The following is an 18239-nucleotide window of genomic DNA, read 5'->3' on the forward strand; positions in this document are numbered from 1 at the left end:
GAGATAAAATGAAAAAAATCATAGTTTTGCTTTTTAGCGTAGTATTTGCTTTTGCTTTAAATTTGCAAGATATTTCTAAAACCATGCAAGAAAAAATTGATGAGAGCTTAAAAATTCTAGATCAAAATAAAAACGATAAAGCTAAAGCAGCGGAAAAAATCTTTACTTTATTTGATGGTGTTTTTGATTATGAGTTTATGGCTAAGCTTAGTCTTTCTACAAGATATGAAAAATTAAGTGAAAATGAAAAAAATGAATTTAACAAAGCTTTTGAAAAAAACCTTAAAAAAAGTTTCACAGATAAGCTTGCTTTGTATGATTCTCAAAAATTAAAAGTGATTAATTTAGAAGAAAAAAATAAAAGAGCCTTTTTAAAAACTTCTATGATAGTAGATGGTAAAGAAAATTTTGTAATCTTTAAATTTTATGATAAAAATAATGACTGGCAAATTTATGATGTGGATATTTTTGGTATAAGTATTATACAAACTTATCGCTCACAATTTAAAGATGTCTTACAAAATGGTGATTTTAAAACCTTGCTTGAAAAGCTTTCTAGTGTTGATTTTTCTAAATAATGCTAAGTAAAATTTTAAAAATCTTTCTTAATTTCCCAAAGCTAACTTTGGGGATTACTTTAATCTTTTGTATATTTTTTAGTTTTTTTGCTAAAAATTTAAGTGTTGATGCAAGTGCTGAAAGCTTGCTTTTAGAGCATGATGAGGGTTTGAAACTATATAGAGAAGTTTCAGCACGTTATGGCAATGATAATTTTTTAATGCTTGCTTTTGCTCCTAAAAATAAAGATATTTTTGCTAAAGAAAATTTAGAAACTATCAAAAACTTAACCCTTGATTTAGAAAAAATCAATGGTGTGCAAAAGGTACTTTCTATCACTAATGCGCCTTTACTTGCAAGTTCTAAAGGTAAAGAATTAAAAGAGCTTATCCAAAATATACCTAATATTTTTAGTCAAGATGTGGATGTTAATCTAGCTAAAAAAGAAATTTTAAATCAACCCTTTTATAAAAATAATATCATCTCAAAAGATGGAAAAACAACAGGAATTTTGATTTATCTAGCGCCTGATCTTGTTTATAATGACTTGATTAATTCAAGAGATAGTGCAAAAAGTAAAAATGAAAAAGAGCATTTTAGAGCCTTGATTAAAAAGTACCAAGAAAGCTCAAGGGAATTTAGTGCAAAAAGATTAGAAGAAATTACTAAAATAGTATCTAAATATAGTCAAAATGGAGACTTTTTACACCTTGGTGGTGTTGAAATGATCGCTAATGATATGATTAATTATGTAAAAAGTGATTTAAAAATTTATGGACTTAGTTTAATAGGGCTTTTATTTATAGCACTTTGGTGGTTTTTTGGCTCTTTGCGTTTAGTGTTTTTGGCTTTGGGAATTTGTGTGGTTTCGCTTTTTACTTCAAGTGGGATTTTCGCGCTTTTGGGCTTTGATATTACTGTGGTGTCTTCAAACTATGTAGCTTTGGTACTCATTATCACTGTTTCTGTTGTGATACACTTAATCGTGCATTTTATAGAAAATTTACACAAACACCCAAAAACTAGCGTTTATAAGCTTTTACTCTCAACCTTACTTGATAAAGCAAGTCCTAGTTTTTTTGCTATTTTAACCACGGTTGTTGGGTTTTTAAGTTTTGTTTTTTCAGATATTGAGCCTATTATCAAACTCGGTATTATGATGAGCCTTGGCATCAGTGTGAGTTTGATTTTAGCTTATATTTATTTTGCAAGTATTTTAGTATTAATGCCGCGTTTAAATTTTAAAGAGCTTAATCAAAATTCGTTGAAATTTTTAAGTTTTTGTGCAAATGTAAGTTTAAAACATAGAAAATTTATCTATGGTATAAGTTTATTTTGTGTGGCTTTTGCTTTGTATGGAATTTTGCAAATTAAAGTAGAAAATAGTTTTGTGAGTTATTTTAAAGATAGTTCTAGGATTAAACAAGGTTTGTTGATTATAGATAAAGAGCTAGGTGGAACTATGCCTTTAGATGTGATTGTCAAATTTAAGCAAAATCCAAAACAAAATGAAAGCTTAGATGAGTTTGAACAAGAATTTGATGATTTATCCAAAGATGATAGATATTTTTTTAGTAGTGAAAAAACAAGAATAGCTGCTAAGGTTCATGAGTTTTTAAGTAAGCAAAAATATGTAGGTTCTGTGCTTAGCTTACAAAGTTTGCTAGAGCTTGGAAAAAGCATTAATGATGGTAAGACTTTAGATGATTTTGCTCTAGCATTTTTATATGAAAATTTAGATGAGAATTTTAAAAAGCAAGTTTTAACCCCTTTTGTAAGTGTAGAAAATAATGAGTTGCGATTTAGCGTGCGTATGCTAGATAGTGATCCAAATTTAAGACGCGATGCTTTTTTAAAACAGCTTGAAAAAGACCTAAAAGAACTTTTACAAAATGATAATGTAGAGGTTAAAATCAGTGGTATTATGCCTTTGTATAATAATATGCTTCAAAGTCTTTTTTCATCACAATTTGACACTTTAGTCTTTGTGGTGCTTGTGATTTTTGCTTTGTTTGTGGTGATTTTTAGAAGTTTTGTTTATGCTTTTGTGGCGATTTTGGCCAATCTCATACCTTTAGCTTTAGTGTTTGGCTTAATGGGTGTTTTAAATATACCACTTGATATTATGAGTATTACCATAGCTGCTATTTGTATAGGAATAGGAGTTGATGATATGATTCATTATATTCATCGTTTTAAAGAAGAATTAAAACATAAAAGCTTAGAAGAGGCTATAAAAGCTTCACATATAGGTATAGGAAGTGCGATTTATTATACTAGTGTTACGATTATTCTAGGTTTTTTAGTGATGATTAGCAGTAATTTTATCCCGACGATTTATTTTGGTTTGCTTACGGTTTTGGCTATGAGTTTGCTTTTATTTGGTTCGCTTTTTTTATTACCAAGTTTTATTTTAACTTATCATTATTTTAAAACAAAATTAAAATAAAGTAAAATCCAAATCACATAAACACCAAAAGCAATAAGCATATATTTTATAAATTGTTTCATCAATACTCCATTTTTTCTAATACCCTTAAGATATAAGTAGCAAACATTAGCGCTTGTGAGCGGTGTGAAATTTTTAATTTTACTTGCTCATCTAATTCACCTAAGGTTTTATCAAAACCTTTTGGGATAAATAAAGGATCATATCCAAAGCCATTATTACCTCTTGGAGTATCAATAGCAAGGCCATGCATATATCCATGCGTGCTAAAATGTCCATATTTTGAGCTTATGGCTATGGCTGCAGTGTAAAAAGCTTTGCTTTGATGTAGATTTTTTTCATGTAAAGCTTGGATGAGCTTGTTTCTATTGGCCTCATCAGTGCCTTCTTGAGAGTATCTTGCAGAAAAAATCCCTGGCGCATTGTCTAAAGCCTCTACGCTTATACCACTATCATCGCTTAAGGTGATAAATTCATTTTGTTTTTTGCCTAAAGCATTAAAAAAAGCTTTAGATTTTATCAAAGCATTTTCTTTAAAACTTATGCCATCTTCGATGATTTCAAAAGGGGTGATGATTTCATTTAAGGCATAAATTTCATAAGTAGTTAAAAATTTTTTGATTTCTTCTACTTTGTGTGCATTAGAAGTTGCTAGAATGATTTTTAATTTTTTCTTCATAAATTACTCTTTTTGTTTTGACTTTAAAAAAAGTTTATCAAAATCATAGTAAAATTATCCTTTATAAGGAGAAAAGATGTTAAAAACTGTTTTACCTTTGTCTTTTATTGTAGGAACTAGATTTTTTGGATTGTTTATAGTTTTGCCGGTTTTAAGTTTATATGCTTTAAATTTAAAAGGAGCCAATGAGTTTTTAGTAGGGCTTTTAGTAGGTGTGTATGCTCTAACTCAAATGGCATTGCAAGTTCCTTTTGGTATGATTTCAGATAAAATAGGGCGTAAAAAAACTATGCTAATAGGACTTGTGGTGTTTATCATAGGTTCTTTGGTGTGTTCATATGCTGATGATATTTATACGATGATGTTTGGAAGGCTTTTACAAGGTGCAGGAGCCATAGGAGCAGTAGCTACTGCTATGATAAGTGATTTTATCAATGAAGAAAATCGTGGTAAGGCTATGGCTATCATGGGTTCATTTATAGGACTTTCTTTTGCAGCTTCTTTAGTGCTTTCTCCTTTAATGAGTGCTAAATTTGGACTTTCTAGTTTGTTTGATTTAAGTGCCATTTTAAGTCTAATTTGTATCGTGCTTTTATTTAGCGTTGTGCCAAAAGAGCATACAATAGTGCATGAAAATACTAAAACTCCATTGAAAAAACTTTTAAAAGAAAAAAACTTAGCTTTGATGAATCTTACTAATTGTATGCAAAAAATGCTTATGAGTATTGCGTTTTTAAGTATTCCTTTGGTTTTGGTGCATGAGTTTAATTATCCAAGTGAGAATTTATGGCATGTTTATGTTAGCTCTATGGTGCTTGGGTTTTTAGCTATGGGTTTATCAGGATCTTTGGGAGAAAAAAGAGGCTTAAGTAAAGAGATATTGCTTTTAGGTGTGGCATTTTTTATCATTGCTTATATTATATTTGCTTTTTCGCATAATGCTTTAGTGTTTATGGTGGGTGTTGTAGTGTTTTTTATAGGATTTAATTTACATGAGCCTATTATGCAAAGCTGTGCGAGTAAATTTGCTAAGGTAAATGAAAAAGGCGCAGCTTTGGGTGTGTTTAATGCTTTTGGCTATTTTGGAAGCTTTTTAGGTGGTGTCGTTGGAGGGTATTTTTTACACCATTTTAGTTTAGTTGCTCTTGCTTTTATTTTGATAGCTTTGTCTGTAATTTGGTTTGTGTTGCTTTTGTTTTTACAAAGTCCGGCAGATTTTAAAAATGTCTATTTATCTTTAGAAACAAAACATGATTTAAATATGATTAAAGGCATAAATGGAGTTTTAGATGTGTATAAAAACTCTAAATTTTTAGTGATTAAATACAATAAAAAACTTACAAGCGAAGAAGAAATTTTAGCGATTATTGAAAAATAATCGCTTTTATACAAAATGCTTTTCTTTTAAAATCACATATAATTTTAAAGTAGAAATAAAGAAAGTTAAAATAGCAGGCCCAAGGATAATACCCCAAAAGCCAAAACTTGAAATTCCTGCTATCATCGCAAAGAAAATTAAAAGTTCGTTAATTTGTGTTGGAATTTGAACAAGTTTTTCATTGATCCATTTAATGATATAGGGTTTTACTAAAGTATCTGCGATAAAAGATATCATTACCACGCTATAAATGAAAATCACTAAAGCACCGCTTAGATTATTATTTGCAAATTCATATAAAGAGACAGGCACATAAACTAAGGCCCCACCTACCACAGGGATTAAAGAGCTAAAGCAAAATAATATTCCCATTAAAATTGCATCATAACCATAAAATTTAGTAATGATAGCAAAAAGCACCCCTTGTAAAATGGCATTTAGCACCATAGAATAAAACACCACAGACATTACATTACTCACTTCACTTAAAATGCCTTGAGTTTCTTCTTTTTTCATAGGCACTATGCTTTTTATATAGCCAATGAGTTGGGCTCCATAAAGATTAGCAAAGAAATAAAATACGCAAATTAATACCATATCAGTTAGAAATTTAGTGCCAAATTTAGTTGCGCTTGAAAGATAGGTTAAAACATTTTTAGAGATAGAATTTAAGTCAATACTTGCTAATGCTTCTTTGATTTTGGGTTCTATAAAGCTTAAGGATTCTGGTAGGTGTAGGGAATAATTTTTAAAATATTCTATGGTATTGTGAAAATAGCTTATATCAAAACCTTTTGCAGCCTTTGCTAGTTCTATAATAGCATATACAAAAGGGATAAAAAATAAAGCTAGCATAAAAGCAGTAGTAGCTGCTGCAGCAACGACTTTTTTACCTTTGAAAATACTTAAAAATTTAACATTAACATTAGAAGTAGAAACAGCCATTAAACTTGCTATGGCTATATTCATCAAAAAAGGTTTAAACAAAAAAAGTACCCAAAATAAAATGATCAAAATAAAACTAATCAAGAAAAAATTACTACTTTTCATCAAATAAACCTTTGTTATATTTTAATTTTAAAACATCAAAGCTTTTTAAGCTTGCAATGCGACCTTTGGCTGTTCTTTCTATATAGCCATTTGCTAGTAAATATGGCTCTATCACATCTTCTATGGTATTTTCATCCTCACTTAATGCTGCAGCTATACTAGAAAGTCCTATAGGTTTTCTTTTAGCTTCAGTTAAAAGCTCTAAATACCGCAAATCCATCGCGTCAAAACCAAGCTCATTTACCCCTAAGGAATCAAGTGCTTGTTTAGCTCTTTTTTCGCTAATGATTTCTTCATCATTAACATCAGCAAAGTCTCTTACACGCTTAAGCAATCTTAATGCTATTCTTGGGGTTGAGCGACTGCGTTTGGCTATTTCTAAAGAAGCTTTTTTTTCACAAGTTTTATTAAGCTTTAGAGCTGCTTTTTCTAAAATGATAGCAAGCTCTTCATTTTTATAAAATTCCAAGCGAAATTGCATACCAAAGCGATCGCGTAAAGGATTGCTTAGCATACCTGCTCTTGTAGTAGCACCTATTAGAGTAAATTTGGGCAAATCGATTTTTATCGTTTGTGCAGCAGGTCCACTGCCGATGATGATATCAAGACGAAAATCCTCCATAGCAGGATAAAGCACTTCTTCTATGGCGGGACTTAAGCGATGAATTTCATCGATAAATAAAATATCTCCTTCGCTAAGGTTGGTTAAAATCGCAGCTAAATCCCCGCTTTTTTCTATCATGGGTGCAGCGGTAGTTTTGATATTTGCATTCATTTCATATGAGATAATATTTGCTAAAGTTGTCTTACCAAGTCCTGCAGGCCCACTAAAAAGGATATGATCTAGACATTCATTTCTTTTTTTAGCAGCTTTGATAAAAATTTCTAAATTTTTTTTAATATTTTCTTGTCCTATGTAGCCATCAAAATTTGAAGGTCTAAGACTTGTTTCATAAGTTTCATCAGGGGAGAATTTTTCAATCTCTACGATTCTATCCATATTTTTTCCATTTTATTTTGCTAAGAAATTTTAATTTTATCTAAAATTTGCTAAAATAAACATTTAAACTCAGATTATAGAAGTTTTTATGGGAATTTTAGAGCAATTAGAGTTAGATTACGAGCTTGAAGAAATCGAGCGTTTTTTGTATTTTTTTAGAAGTCTTTGTGATGTTTTAGAGCCTTTGATAGTAAAGCTAAGCAGTGATAGCTCAAAATACAAAGAAGCTTTAAAAGACTTAGAACAAAATATTCACAATGTAGTTTGGGCTGCTAAAAGATTAAATTTAGATGAGATTGCAAATTTTTGCACATTTTGTGAGGAAATTATGCAAGAAGCAGCTAAATTTGATGGGCCTGCTAGCGATGAATTTGTGGATTGGATGTTTTTAGTGGGTGAGCAGCTTGATAGATATTGCAGTGATTATGAAAAAAATGCTTCTTTTTTAAGTGTATTTAACCCTCAAATTGCAAATGTTCCTGATAAAATTTCTAAATAACGGGGACGACTTGGCTTCGACAGGAGTAGAGTGGCCTTGGTGGCATGTCGCTTTGAGCAAAGCGTATAAAGCTCAAATTAAAATTAAACGCAAACAACGTTAAATTTGCTCCTGCTTACGCTAAAGCTGCGTAAGTTCAGTTGAGCCTGAATTTTAAGTGATACTATCTAGCTTAGGATTTGGTCATTTTCGATAGTGTAGATTGAAATTTGACAAGTTTTGATTGAAGTTAAAGTCTTAGTCTAGCTTGAAATTTTGGAAGGTGAGTTTGGCTAGATGAAATTTTCACCTTTGCTAAGCATGTAGATGCCGTGGTTGTTTTATTTTTGGACAGGGGTTCAATTCCCCTCGTCTCCACCAGTAATTAGTTTTTATTAACTAGTGCATCTCTTATATCTATGACAAGGTAAATCACAAAAAAGCTTAAAAATATCGCAACTAAAGATCCAATAAGTGTTACTAGACCTACTATAAATCCTAGAGTAAACATCAGCGCAATAGAATAAATAATCGCTATAATAAAGCTTAATGCAGCTGCTATATCTAGCAAAGTTCTACCAAATTTTATGATTAAATTTTTAATCATAATAACTCCTTAATTAATAATAATTTATTAATTATATCAAAATATATTTTTAATTAATATAAAATTGTAGAATTATTGAAGTTTAGATTTTCTTTGCAAGGCTATCCTTGCAAAGAATTTATACAAATAAAGAATTTACGCTTTCATTGTGATAAACTCTGCGTATTACCTCGCCAAAAATAGGTGCTACGCTTAGGACTTTGATTTTATCCATTTGTTGTTTTAAAGGTATAGTGTCAGTTACTACTAGCTCATCAAGCGCATCTTTGGCTATTCTTTCATAAGCTACGCCGCTAAGTACAGGGTGGGTACAGCAAGCTATAACTGACTTTGCACCTTTGTTTTTAAATACTTCAGCAGCTTTTACTATGGTTCCTGCTGTATCAATGATATCATCTACCAAAATAACTTCTTTATCTTTTACATCACCGATGACATTCATCACTTCGCTTTCATTAGCCTTTTCGCGTCTTTTATCTACTATAACTATATCAAGTCCTAAAGCTTTTGCTACGCTCCTAGCTCTTGCTATACCGCCTATATCAGGACTTGCAATGATAGGATTTTTATAGTTTTTATTTTTAATATAATCATTAAAAATAATACTCCCATAAAGATTATCTACAGGTATATCAAAAAAGCCTTGAATTTGTCCAGCATGTAAGTCTATGGTAGCTACTCTATCCACACCGGCTGATTCTATAAGATTTGCTACTAATTTTGCAGTAATAGGCACCCTAGGACTTGCTTTTCTATCTTGTCTAGCGTAACCAAAATAAGGGATGATAGCTGTGATAGAGCTTGCACTTGAGCGACGCAGAGCATCTGTCATGATTAAAAGTTCCATTAGATTATCATTTGTTGGAGCACAAGTACTTTGAATGATAAATACATCTTTACCACGCACGCTTTCATCTATTTGAATGCTAATTTCACCATCACTAAAACGTTTCACACCCGCATTGCTTAGAGGCAGTGAAAGGTATTTTGAGATTTTTTTAGCAAATTCCTCATTTGCTGAACCAGAAAATATTTTATATCCGCGCATATATAAGCCTTAGAAAGTTTTCTGTGATGATATAAAATTTTTTTTGAAAATACAATAAAACATATCAAAAGCCGTGCAATCTTTTTAAATCCGCATCAATAGGAAGTTTATTTCCGTCTTTATCTACACTTACATAAGTTACCACAGCTGAAGTTACATGCATGCAATATACACGGCCATAATCATTGGCTCTTTGGGTAACTACTTCTACTTCTACGGTGATAGAAGTATTACCTGCTTTGATGATTTTTGCATAGCAAGATACCAAATCACCTACGAAAATTGGTTCTTTAAAAATGATCTTATCCACTGCTACAGTTACTACTCTTTGCGGAGAAAGCTCCCTTGCTGCAATGGCTCCAGCTAGATCAATTTGTGACATGATCCAACCACCAAAGATATTACCAGCGGGGTTTGTATTGCTTGGCATAGCTATAACTCTTAGTTTAGGTTCTCCCATATCTTTCATACATTCTCCTTGTGTTTTGAAAAAAACATTATAATTAAGTTTTAAAAATAAAGAAAGGTAAAAAATGAATGATTTTAAGCAAATAGCAAAAATTGTGAAAAATAGGAAACAAAATATCAATAGTCTTTATAATATACTTCAAACTAATCAAAGTCATCCTTTGATAGATAGAGCTTTAGAACTAGCTAATCTTGAAAATGAAAAAAGCAATGTTTTGGCAATGTTGCGTCGTTTGGTGGATTTAAAAGAGGAAAATTTAGTCCAAGAACTTGAGAAAAAAGGTTTAAATGAAGAAGAAATTTCTCAAATAAAATATAAAGTTTTTTCTTTAGTAAGAGCCTTTTATGAAGTAGAACATCAAGATTTAATCGATGAGATTAAGAGTAAAAATTTACTTGATGAGTTTTATTTGGCTTTAGTTCAAGGTGTGCATAATATAGGCGTAGTTATGAATTCTTTTGAGCTTGTTTGGAGCAAGCAAATTTTAGATACAAATAATAAAATCTTAAAAGAACAATTTCCAAATTTAAGCGATGCTTTGGAGTTTTTAAAACAAAATGAGCTTTATCAGCTTAATCAAGATGGTGAAATTTGTGAAAGAAGCTATGGAGCTTTAGTTAAAATAGGAACACTTTGGAGATTTTTACCTTATGCAAAAGCTTTTGAAAATGAAGTTTTAAAGCTTGAATATGAATTTGATAAACTTTTAGAAAAACTAAGAAATTGTGTGCTAGATGATGAAAAAAATGCTTATATTGATTATATAGAAAAATTAAAATTTGCATTTTGTGAAAAAGATAATAATGAAGTAGTTAAAAAATGGCAAGAAGCAGAGCTTGCATGGATGGAAGTAAAATGTCCATTACAAATTGGCCATCCTTTAGAATACTATGAAGACTCTTATACGCATGCAGTAGCACTTGAGTGGGATATACGCTTAGAAGATGTGAGTGATTTTAATGGGAGCGAGTTTAAAGATAAAATCAAAGAAAGCTTTGCAATGGTGTATGCAAATTTAGATGAAGAAGATGAAGCTTTGTTTGATGAAGTGAATTTTAATCTTGAAAAAACTCAGCTTTATATTTGTATGCCTATGATTTTTTATGGAGCAGAGCTTAAGGGGCTTTTTTCTGCTCAAGTAGTGCCAAATGATGAGTATGTAAGCAATATAGCAGGTAAAAAGATCTTTGCTTTTTTAAATTATGTTTATGAAAATGCTAAAACCAAGCCTTTTATGAAGCTTTCTTCTATGGTATTTGAAAAAGAATTTTTAGATTATGGTAGAGAAATTTTATTTTACAATGAAAAATTATGGAAAAGAATTTATGAAGTTTCTACCATAGGTCATGAGTTTGGGCATATTTTCTTTGTGGCAAATGATAGCGAAAAGAAAATGAATGAAAGTGGCGTGTTTAAAAATATAGAAGAGTTTAAAGCTACTGCGGGCGGGCTTGTAAATTTCTTTTTACATGAAGAAGATGATTTAAAGCTTCCTGTATTTTATGAGCTTATTAAAAGGGCTATAGGATTAATTGCTTGGCAAAGAGTAGAGGAGGTTAAGCCTTATTATACAGAAGGTTTGATTCATTTGTCATTGTTGTTTAAATCAGGGGTGTTATCTTTTGCAAATGAGAAATTAAACATTAAATTTGATGAGGAAGCTTACGAGAGTTTTAAGGCTGTGTTTATGCAAAATTATTATAAGCTAGCAAGACATTATATGTTAAAAGAAGATGCTAAAAATTATTTAGATGAATTTTGTGTTTTAGAAGATGAGGTGTTTTTACCGCTTGATGAAGAGTGTAAGGAATTTGTAAAATACTACTATGAATTACACAAACTTTATGGCAATGAAATCGATGAAAGTGGAGAGTTTGAAAAATACTCTAATGCAAAATAAAATTTTATCAAGAAGAACTTAGCTTTCTTCTTGATATTTACTATTTTCTAATGCTTTTTCCATATCTTTTTGCGTTTTTAAAATAGCTTTACTAAAGCCATTTAGTACTGAAAATGGAGCAAATTGTGCCGCTCTTTTTTCTCTTGACATTGGTGGAAATTGTTTTGATTTTTGATATTTTATATCTATTATATCTTTATAATCATCATGCATTATGACCTCCTATTAAAGAAGTAATTTCTTTAGTCTCATCATCCAAGCTTGAAGCTTTTAAAATAGCTTTTTTACCAAATTTTTGCATGATTTGAAGTCTTGCTTTTTGGAGCTTTTCTTCTTTTTCAAGTTGATTTTTTTCTTGTGAAATTGCGTTAAAATCACTAAATAAATTTAATTCTTGGAAATTTTCTTGAGCTTTATCTGTGATATTATTTAAACTTAGGCTGATTTTTCTAATACTTAAGTTTTTATCACTGATTTTATAAAAAAGTTCTAAGGTTTTTTTGTTGATGATTTTTAAAGAATGGGTAAAATTTTCTAAATTCATACTTCCGTGAGCATTTTTAGGTATAGCTCTTCCGTAATTATCTTTAGTAATAGCTCCTTTATAAGAACTCAAAAAACTTGAATTTTCTAAATTGCTTTTATCATATTGTATATCTAGTGTGATATGGTTTGTTTTAAGGTTATTTTGTATAAGTTCAAGTACCAAATGATCTACAAGTTCTTTTAAAACCTTTATTGTTTGATTATTATCATATGCAAAAGGTAAAACTTTAGCCATGATTTTAGAGTGATTTTGTGATTTGTAATTTTTAATATCTTTCATTGTGCAAGTTTCAATACCCCATGCATGATCGATCAAAAGTTCAGCATTAACACCAAAGTGTTTATAAAGCAAGTCTTCATGTTTTAAAGAAAATCTTGCAAGATCTCCCATAGTATAAATGTTTAAATCTGCAAGTTTTAAGGCAATACCTTTACCTATACGCCAAAAATCTTTTAAAGGTTTATGCTGCCACAATTTATATCTATATAATTTTTCATCTAAAAAGGCTATAAGCAAGTCATTTTCATCTACTTTTTGTCTTTTAGCGAGTATATCCATAGCAATTTTAGCTAAGTATAAATTTGTGCCTATGCCTGCTGTTGCGGTGATTTTACTTGTGTGTGAAATATCAAGTAAAACCTTAGTAAGTAGCTCATAAGCTGATAGTTTGTATTTTTCAAGATAAGAACTAAGATCGATAAAAACTTCATCAATAGAGTATATATGAATATCTTTAGCATCAAAATACTTCAAATAAATGCTGTATATTTTTGTGCTAAATTCTATATAAGTAGCCATTCTGGGCTTAGCAATAATGTAGTCTAATTCTAAATTTAAATCATTTTCAAGTTCTAATATACTAAAACTTTTAGCTTTAAAGTGGTGTTTTTGAGCTTGTTTTAGTCTTTCTTGGTTGATTAAATGGATTTTTTGTTTAAACTCAAAAAGTCTTAATCTACCAGGTATATTGTAAGTTTTTAATGCAGGTGAAACTGCTAGTATGATGGTTTTGTCCGTTCTTGTTTTATCTGCTACAATAAGATTAGTTGTTAAAGGATCTAAATTTCTTAAAACACATTCAGCTGAAGCGTAAAAAGATTTCAAGTCAATAGAAGCGTAAATTTGCATAGTATGTGAAGCTTGCCTTTAGATTTATTAAGTTTTGATGATATTAATTATAACAATAAAAATTACTAAAATAGATGAAATAAAATGAAATTTATAAGGTGGCGGACAGAGAGGGATTTGAACCCTCGAGACCCGTTAAGATCTGCACCCTTAGCAGGGGTGTGGTTTCAGCCACTCACCCATCTGTCCGTATTAAAAGGGAAAGTATATCTTATTGTTTATAAGATATACCTTAAATTTATACACTGAAATAAGCTATGATTAAAGTTATAATAAAACCAGCACCTAAAACTGCTATTTGTTTACCTCTATCTTTGCGTATAGCTATAATAGTGATTAAAAGTCCTGAAATATAAAGTATTATCATAGCAAGTGCAAAAGCTAACCCAAGTACAGAAAAGTACCACATACCTTTATCTTTATGAAGCAAAATCATATTTCCAAGCAAGCTTCTATCTTTTGTTGTAATTTCATAGTCATTCTCATCTAATTTTATAATACTTGCTATATAATTTATAGTCCCAAGTTCTATGCCATCGCCTTTTTTGTTGAGTTTTGGTTCCAAAGATGAAGGAATTTTTAAGTTGTTTTTCTTTAAAAAATCAATTAAAAATTCAGCTTCAGCACCCTCTTGAATAATAGCTTGAACTTTGTAATTTTGAATTTTAGCTCCACTTTCTCCATCAAAACCAGCTATATAAGCAAAACCTGTGATTGCATATAAAAATGCAAGTGGTAAGAAAAATAAACTAATGTAAATGTGAATTTGTCTGAATAATTTGTTTTTATTCATTTTTACTCCTTTTTGAAAAATAATGAAAAGTATATTGATAGAAAATGAAGTGAAAGTAAAATTAATATTTTTTAAATTTACGAGCTAGGGTAAAAAAACTACGAACAATCCCATAAAGCACATATAAACTAGCAATAATCAATGCACTTTCTAAAAAATACAGATAAAGCATAGAAAATAAAATTACTAAAAGGATTAACACCTTCAAAACATTTGCTCTTTTTAGATCGATTTTCTTAAAACTTGGATACCTTATGTTGCTTACCATTAAAAAGGCTAGAAGCATTTGGATACATATTATTATTAAAGAAAAATCATGTAAAAAATCATAATATAAATAAGCACTTACCCATAAAGCACTTACAACTGCTGCTGTTGGTATAGGTAGACCTATAAAAACCGATGGTTCATAAGTTCCTGTTGTGACATTAAATCTTGCCAAGCGTATAGCGCCAAAAACTACAAATAAACCAGCTATTAATGAGCCAAAACGACCATATTCATAACCTATGCTCATATAAAAAAGCATAGCAGGTGCTACACCAAAGGCTATTAAATCAGCTAGTGAGTCAAACTCAACTCCAAATTTAGAAGTAGAGTTGGTAGCTCTTGCAACGCGTCCATCTAAACCATCGCAAATTAATGATAAAATGATATAAATTAATGCTTTATCAAAGTTTTGATTAATAGAAGCAATCACTGAAATAATACCTAAAAATATGGAAGCGGCTGTAAAAAGATTAGGTAAAATATAAATTAGTTTAAAATTCATGGATTTAAATACCCTATTAATGTACCAATGCGTACTTTATCATTTTCATTTACGCAAATTCTAGTGTCTTTTGGAAGTAATAAACTCACACTACCATCAAACATAAAACCTATGTTTTGTCCATGGCTTAAATGATGACCAAAATCATCAATATGAGCTTTTCTATTTAATGCTCCAAAAATAACGCGTAATGCCCATTGTTTGCTCTTGGAATTAGCTAAAAATAACATTCTTTCACCCATTAAATTTGTATTTTTCATAAATGGACATAAAAAAAGTCCATGCCTTATTCTAGTTTCTTCTATATTCATATCAAGCGGAGCTATGATATTTCCTTGGGAAAAAATATTATTGATAATTTGCACTTCTATACACTCGCCAAGCTCTTTATATGAGCTTGTTTTGATACATTTGATTTTTCCTTCTATGGGAGCTATAATGGTGTTTGGATCTGCTATATAATCAATTTTTTTAGTTCTAAAAAGATAAATAAAAAATATAAAAATACACCATAAAAGCCAAGAAAATCCCCATATAAATTGAAATATTGCAAAAACTATAGCTAGAACTATAAGCAAACTCCAACCAGTTTTTGCAATAAAATTTGTTTTCATTAGTTTTCCTTAGTAGCTTCTTGCTCTTTTTCTTCTAGGCGTGTTGGAAGATTATTTTCTTCTTCATAGTTTTTAATAATCTCTCTTACTTTGGCACCATCAATAGTTTCTTCTTCATAGAGTGCTTGTACCATCACCTCTATAGCACCGCTATAGGTTTTTAAAATTTCTTTTACACCCGCATAGCGTTCATCCAATGTTTTCTTTACATACTCATCTAAATCTTGAGCCATTTTATCAGAATAATCTTTTACAGTTTGCCCGCCACTTAAGAAAGTATTTCTTTGCTTTTCAAGTACCATTAAGCCAGCAATTTCACTCATACCATACATAGAAATCATAGCTTTGATAATATCAGTTGCACGCTCAAGGTCATTGCTTGCGCCTGTTGAAATTTCTTTAATGAAAATTTCTTCAGCCGCACGTCCTCCTAAAAGCACATCAACTTCAGCTAAAAGTTCATGTTTTTGCATTAAAAATTTATTTTCTTCAGGGGTATTGAGTGTATATCCTAAAGCTGCTAAACCACGAGGAATAACAGAAACTTTACTTACTTTTTTAGCACCTTTTGTAGTTTCAGCTATTAAAGCATGGCCGCACTCATGATAAGTTACGATTTTTTTCTCTTTATCATTAATTCTGCGTGATTTTTTCTCAAGTCCTGCTATGGCTCTTTCTACTGCCTCTACCAAGTCTTTTTGTTCCACATGTTTTTTAGAATCTCTACCTGCAAGCAAAGCTGCTTCATTAATGATATTTGCCAAATCAGCACCCGCAAGACCTGCTGTTAATCTTGCAATATCTTCTACTTTTACTTCAGGTGAAATTTTAACATCTTTCATATGGACTTTTAAAATATCACATCTACCTTTAAAATCAGGCTTATCTACCAAAACTTGCCTATCAAAACGCCCCGGTCTAAGTAGTGCTGCATCAAGTACTTCAGGGCGATTTGTCGCTGCTAGAACAATTACTGGTGAGCTTTCGGTACCAAAACCATCCATTTCAGCTAGAAGTTGATTTAAAGTTTGCTCTCTTTCATCATTTCCGCCCATCATACCGCTTGCTGCACGTGATTTACCTATAGCATCGATTTCATCTATAAATACAATAGCTGGAGCTTCTTTTTTAGCATTTTCAAACAAATCTCTAACCCTGCTAGCACCAACACCAACAAACATTTCTATAAAAGATGAACCTGATACGCTAAAAAATGGCACATCAGCTTCGCCTGCTACTGCTTTTGCAAGCAAAGTTTTACCTGTACCTGGAGGGCCAACAAGCAAAAGTCCTTTTGGAATTTTTGCTCCAAGATTAATGTATCTTTCAGGATATTTTAGAAAATCAACAATTTCTTTAACTTCTTCTTTTGCTTCTTCAACACCTGCAACATCATTAAATTTAACCTTCGGTTTTTCTGAATTTACAAGTTTTTTAGAACTTCCTATACCAAGTATAGATCCACCCATATTTTTTTGCATACGAGAAGCTAAAAACATCCATATACCAAAGAAAATAAATACTGGCAAAACCCAAGAAAGTAAGATATCTATAAACCAATTGCTTTCATTAAAAGCACCATAGGAAACGCCTTTTGAGTCAAGTAAAGGAACAAAAGTAGCATCATTTGGAACTTTTTTGGTAATATATACCATATTTCCTGCTTTAGATACAGCTTTTATAGTAGTTTGACCTATATTAACTTGGGCAATTTGATTATTTTCAATTAAAGTTTTTAATTCAGAATAAGTAACTTTTTTAGTGTTTTCTCCGCCCATAATACCCATGCTACCATCATCTGAAAATCCTTTAAATAAAAGAATCATCACAATGGCAAAAATAGCAAAAATAAAAATGGGATTTTTGTTAAAAAAGTTATTATTGTTTTGATTATCTTTTAAATCATTTGGTTTTTTATTCATTATTGCAATTCCTTTTTATAAACTAAACTCAACCATTCTCCTTTGTGTTTGCATTCTAACAAAGTGAAATCTTTGAATTTATTTTTAATCCTTTCTTCATATTTATTTAATATACCAGATAAGATCAAAATTCCACCTTCTTTGGTTTTTTCTTTAAGATCTTTTTCTAGTATGATCAATATATCGGCAATGATATTTGCCACAACTATATCATATTTATGTAAGCTTTTATTAATAGAACCTACCCAAATATCATCAAAGCTAACTTGATTTAATTTCGCGTTTTCTTTACTTGCAACTATAGCTAATTCATCTGTATCGCAAGCTTGTACTTTGGCTCCAAGTTTTGCCATGATAATGCTTAAAATTCCACTTCCACAACCCACATCTAAGCAAAATTTGGAATTATCTGTATATTTTTGTAGAAATTCTATACAAGTATAAGTACTCTCATGATGTCCTGAGCCAAAAGCTAGAGCAGGATCTATAATGATATTAATTTTATCTTGTTTAGCTTCTTGCCAAGTGGTATGAATGTGGATATTATCGATCGTCAAAGCTTGTATACCTTTTTTATACTCTTCTATCCAATTTTTATTTTCTTTTTTTTCTAAGGTAGAGTGGAAATTAATATGAGTATTTAGTTTTTGACATAATTTTTGATGAAAATCATGCAAGGCTATTTTAATGAGTTCTATATCTTCTTCTGATCTTATATAAATACCATTGTTTTTTTCTTCTATAGCGTCTATCTCTAGAGAAAAGATAAGATCAAGGAATAAATCTAAATATTCCTTGTCTGTTTGAAAAAAAAGTTCGTAATAATGTGTTTGCATAAAAACTTATA

The 18239-nt window shown here is 30.5% G+C and carries 18 protein-coding genes, 1 tRNA gene and 1 other RNA gene; 6 read left to right on the top strand and 14 right to left on the bottom strand.

From position 1 onward, the window contains the following. Positions 1-8: 8 nt before the first annotated feature. Positions 9-578, top strand: a complete 570-nt coding sequence (locus L8W40_RS06085; protein ID WP_263664930.1) for an ABC transporter substrate-binding protein — start codon at positions 9-11, stop codon at positions 576-578. After that, complete coding sequence (locus L8W40_RS06090; protein ID WP_263664931.1) at positions 578-3007, top strand: efflux RND transporter permease subunit; 2430 nt, start codon at positions 578-580, stop codon at positions 3005-3007. The genes L8W40_RS06085 and L8W40_RS06090 overlap by 1 nt, the downstream gene beginning before the upstream one ends. Before the next feature lie 61 nt (positions 3008-3068). Here L8W40_RS06090 and L8W40_RS06095 read toward each other — a convergent pair whose 3' ends face one another. Beyond that, entirely contained in the window at positions 3069-3686 is a 618-nt protein-coding gene (locus tag L8W40_RS06095; protein WP_263664932.1) for a non-canonical purine NTP pyrophosphatase, read from the bottom strand. A gap of 76 nt (positions 3687-3762) precedes the next feature. Here L8W40_RS06095 and L8W40_RS06100 point away from each other — a divergent pair, with 76 nt between their 5' ends. Further along, complete coding sequence (locus L8W40_RS06100) at positions 3763-5064, top strand: MFS transporter (RefSeq protein ID WP_263664933.1); 1302 nt, start codon at positions 3763-3765, stop codon at positions 5062-5064. A 6-nt stretch (positions 5065-5070) separates the two neighbouring features. Here the strand turns inward: L8W40_RS06100 and L8W40_RS06105 are convergent, their stop codons facing one another. Further along, positions 5071-6114, bottom strand: coding sequence for an AI-2E family transporter (locus L8W40_RS06105; RefSeq protein WP_133319757.1), 1044 nt, complete (start codon positions 6112-6114; stop codon positions 5071-5073). After that, positions 6104-7114, bottom strand: coding sequence for a Holliday junction branch migration DNA helicase RuvB (gene ruvB, locus L8W40_RS06110; protein ID WP_220566281.1), 1011 nt, complete (start codon positions 7112-7114; stop codon positions 6104-6106). The genes L8W40_RS06105 and ruvB overlap by 11 nt, the downstream gene beginning before the upstream one ends. Positions 7115-7202: 88 nt before the next feature. Here ruvB and L8W40_RS06115 point away from each other — a divergent pair, with 88 nt between their 5' ends. Further along, a complete protein-coding gene (locus tag L8W40_RS06115; protein ID WP_039619086.1) occupies positions 7203-7613 on the top strand; it encodes a hypothetical protein in 411 nt (136 codons plus the stop codon). A 1-nt stretch (position 7614) separates the two neighbouring features. Then, positions 7615-7973, top strand: a transfer-messenger RNA (tmRNA) gene (gene ssrA, locus L8W40_RS06120). Positions 7974-7977: 4 nt separating this feature from the next. On the opposite strand, the gene L8W40_RS06125 is transcribed toward ssrA, so the two are convergent. From L8W40_RS06125 to L8W40_RS06135, 3 genes are all read right to left on the bottom strand, one after another. Then, positions 7978-8199 carry a hypothetical protein gene (locus L8W40_RS06125; protein WP_133319756.1) on the bottom strand — a complete coding sequence of 74 codons (222 nt, stop codon included), beginning with the start codon at positions 8197-8199 and terminating at the stop codon, positions 7978-7980. A 118-nt stretch (positions 8200-8317) separates the two neighbouring features. Then, a complete protein-coding gene (locus tag L8W40_RS06130; RefSeq protein WP_139470980.1) occupies positions 8318-9247 on the bottom strand; it encodes a ribose-phosphate pyrophosphokinase in 930 nt (309 codons plus the stop codon). 64 nt (positions 9248-9311) lie between these two features. Next, on the bottom strand, positions 9312-9716 hold the full coding sequence (locus tag L8W40_RS06135) for an acyl-CoA thioesterase (RefSeq protein WP_133319755.1): 405 nt from the start codon (positions 9714-9716) through the stop codon (positions 9312-9314). 64 nt (positions 9717-9780) lie between these two features. On the opposite strand from L8W40_RS06135, the gene ciaB reads away from it, so the two are divergent. After that, entirely contained in the window at positions 9781-11616 is a 1836-nt protein-coding gene (gene ciaB / locus L8W40_RS06140; RefSeq protein ID WP_220567233.1) for an invasion protein CiaB, read from the top strand. Positions 11617-11634: 18 nt separating this feature from the next. Here ciaB and L8W40_RS06145 read toward each other — a convergent pair whose 3' ends face one another. From L8W40_RS06145 to L8W40_RS06180, 8 genes are all read right to left on the bottom strand, one after another. Then, positions 11635-11829, bottom strand: coding sequence for a hypothetical protein (locus L8W40_RS06145; RefSeq protein WP_039668753.1), 195 nt, complete (start codon positions 11827-11829; stop codon positions 11635-11637). Next, positions 11822-13291: a DNA methylase gene (locus L8W40_RS06150; RefSeq protein WP_263664934.1), complete on the bottom strand. Its 1470-nt coding sequence runs from the start codon at positions 13289-13291 to the stop codon at positions 11822-11824. Before L8W40_RS06150 ends, L8W40_RS06145 begins: the two co-directional genes overlap by 8 nt. A 99-nt stretch (positions 13292-13390) precedes the next feature. Then, positions 13391-13480: transfer RNA gene (locus tag L8W40_RS06155), tRNA-Ser, on the bottom strand. A 49-nt stretch (positions 13481-13529) separates the two neighbouring features. Next, positions 13530-14084, bottom strand: coding sequence for a hypothetical protein (locus L8W40_RS06160; protein ID WP_133319744.1), 555 nt, complete (start codon positions 14082-14084; stop codon positions 13530-13532). 61 nt (positions 14085-14145) lie between these two features. Beyond that, complete coding sequence (pssA, locus tag L8W40_RS06165; protein ID WP_133319743.1) at positions 14146-14856, bottom strand: CDP-diacylglycerol--serine O-phosphatidyltransferase; 711 nt, start codon at positions 14854-14856, stop codon at positions 14146-14148. Next, a complete protein-coding gene (locus L8W40_RS06170; RefSeq protein WP_220567229.1) occupies positions 14853-15470 on the bottom strand; it encodes a phosphatidylserine decarboxylase in 618 nt (205 codons plus the stop codon). Before L8W40_RS06170 ends, pssA begins: the two co-directional genes overlap by 4 nt. Continuing rightward, a complete protein-coding gene (gene ftsH / locus L8W40_RS06175) occupies positions 15470-17392 on the bottom strand; it encodes an ATP-dependent zinc metalloprotease FtsH (RefSeq protein ID WP_263664935.1) in 1923 nt (640 codons plus the stop codon). Before ftsH ends, L8W40_RS06170 begins: the two co-directional genes overlap by 1 nt. After that, positions 17392-18228, bottom strand: coding sequence for a 50S ribosomal protein L11 methyltransferase (locus tag L8W40_RS06180; protein WP_133319740.1), 837 nt, complete (start codon positions 18226-18228; stop codon positions 17392-17394). Before L8W40_RS06180 ends, ftsH begins: the two co-directional genes overlap by 1 nt. Positions 18229-18239 lie beyond the last annotated feature (11 nt).

Source organism: Campylobacter sp. IFREMER_LSEM_CL1846 (assembly GCF_025772105.1).
Lineage (GTDB): Bacteria > Campylobacterota > Campylobacteria > Campylobacterales > Campylobacteraceae > Campylobacter_D > Campylobacter_D lari_D.